This is a genomic window from Streptococcus sp. DD10 (assembly GCF_001578805.1).
GTDB lineage: Bacteria > Bacillota > Bacilli > Lactobacillales > Streptococcaceae > Streptococcus.
In genome coordinates this window covers 101,924-104,072 of the sequence record NZ_KQ969163.1, presented here as the reverse complement: position 1 = coordinate 104,072, position 2,149 = coordinate 101,924, and the positions used below count along the sequence as shown (strand labels likewise).

Annotated in this window: 2 protein-coding genes; one reads left to right on the top strand and one right to left on the bottom strand. The window is 37.1% G+C overall.

All coding sequences use genetic code 11. The annotated features are described in order from the left end of the window. Window positions 1–200 precede the first annotated feature (200 nt). Window positions 201–1,058, top strand: coding sequence for a methyltransferase domain-containing protein (locus STRDD10_RS08355; RefSeq protein WP_067194968.1), 858 nt, complete (start codon window positions 201–203; stop codon window positions 1,056–1,058). Window positions 1,059–1,363: 305 nt separating this feature from the next. Here STRDD10_RS08355 and STRDD10_RS08350 read toward each other — a convergent pair whose 3' ends face one another. Beyond that, entirely contained in the window at window positions 1,364–2,050 is a 687-nt protein-coding gene (locus tag STRDD10_RS08350) for a DUF6287 domain-containing protein (protein ID WP_067194967.1), read from the bottom strand. Window positions 2,051–2,149 lie beyond the last annotated feature (99 nt).

Here is a 2,149-nt window from a genome sequence, read left to right as displayed (position 1 = left end):
GAATAGTAAATGGTAAAAGATTTTAATCGGTTGATGAAATACAAGAAAGTAGATAAGAACTTAACTGGATTTCTGAGTGCAACAGAGGTGACTTATTCATATGAATTGTTTTGATACCGTTACACACTAAAAGTGCGAATAAAATTCTTTTTTCGCATTTTTTTCTTGTCAAGAAGAACAAGTCCTGATAGACTAAAAGTATGAATACATTGGTTAAACCTAAATTACAACGTTTTAAAACAGCTACTGCCTTCATCTGTCCTATCTGTCAACTAGAGCTAGGTTTAGTCGATTCTAGTTTGAAATGTGATAACCGCCATTCATTTGATATTGCTAAGTTTGGCTATGTCAATCTAGCTCCTCAAATGAAACAAGGTAAAGAGTATAGTAAAGAAAACTTTGAAAATCGTAATCTTATTTTGGAAGCTGGTTTTTATCAGCATATTTTAGAAGAAGTAAAACAACTGCTATCAGAAAATAATCAACCTACCATTTTAGATGTCGGTTGTGGGGAAGGTTACTACTCTCGTAAGCTTCAAGAAGTTTTTCCTGACAAATCCTTCTATGCTTTTGACATTTCGAAACATTCTATCCAACTGGCAGCCAAAAATGAAAATAAGTGGCGGGTTAACTGGTTCGTTGGAGATTTAGCTCACCTCCCCATCAAAGATCATTCTATCGATATTATTTTAGATATTTTTTCACCTGCAAATTATCACGAGTTCTCTCGCATTCTAACAGAGAAAGGACTCATTATCAAGGTTATCCCAACAGAACACCATCTCGTCGAAATCCGCAAACTGGTACAAGAACAACTCAGCAATAAAGACTACGACAATCAAGCGATTATCCAGCATTTCCGCCAGAATTGCCAACTCATTTCTAGTAAAACCCTTAGCAAGACATGCAAACTAAGTTCCAAAGAAAAAACTGCCCTCCTCGAAATGACTCCTCTACTATTTCACGTAAACAAGAACGAAATTAACTGGGAGAAGCTGAAGCAAGTAACGATCGAGGCAACTATCTTAATTGGAAGAGTAAATGACTCTCTCAAATAACTCCAAATAAACAAGGGCCAAAACCAGAAATCTGCATATCAGCAAGTTTCACTACGTATACTCTGATTAATGAGCCAACTCCTCATCCTTTTAGCTGGCTTCATTCGTATCCAAAGTATATCCAGAAATAATCCTACTACTAAAATCCATCACACTTATAACAAAACCCTGCCAGTTAATTTTCTAGCAGGGTTTTGTCGTTTCTTGATATGCTTTTAGTAGAAGAAAAGCAACTCCAAATTGCTCGTATACCAGAAAAAGAGCTAGCAGAGCTGAATAGCACACTATTATATAATGAATTATTCTCATTCATCCCCACTAGTGACATCCGTATTTTTCAAACGATAATAGTAGGTATAAGGATCCGTTAAACTAGCCCAATTATCGCCAATCCAAATACGGTCTACGGAAATATTAGATGCGTCATAGAGAATATTTGCATCTGTAATGGTCACACTAGCATCAATTCCTGCCGGAATCAACTCAACATGAGCTCCAAAGCCAGACTCCATCCCGTATGAACCAGATAAAATACCATACTGATTTGATTCTATTGTTAGTGCGAGCTCATCCGTAATCTTTCCTTGATGATCAAAAACGATCAAATTACCATATCCGTCTTGCCATGCCCCTGCTAGTGAAGTAAAATCCCCTTTCTGAATCGCTGCAAAGTCAAACTGAGACTGTGCTAAGACCCGTCCATCGGTTACTTGAGGAATTTGATTCGTCTTTTTCGTATTTTTATCCCCTTTAAGAATCAAATCAGACTCACTGTCTGCAATCCGAACTATCTGCTCTTCACTTACTCCATCCAAAGCCGCCTCTATCGGTCTTGACTCCTCACTTGAAGTACTAGTCACCTGACTACTGCGTTCTTTTTGTTGATTTTCTTGTCCCTTTTCTCTCCCTTGAAAACTCAAAAAAATCAATCCTAGGAATCCTATCACTACTAAACATCCTGCCATCATTTTGGCTAAGGTCACTTTTTTCACGCACTCACCTCTTTCTGTATTATATTATACCCCAATTAGAGTCAGATTAACAATGTTTTCTCTTTGTTAAACAAAAAGAAGCTGTCATTATGAACTGCA

Bases quoted from the DNA above. Each gene is read 5' to 3' on its own strand.
- STRDD10_RS08355 (WP_067194968.1), top strand. From the start codon at position 201: ATGAATACATTGGTTAAACCTAAATTACAACGTTTTAAAACAGCTACT.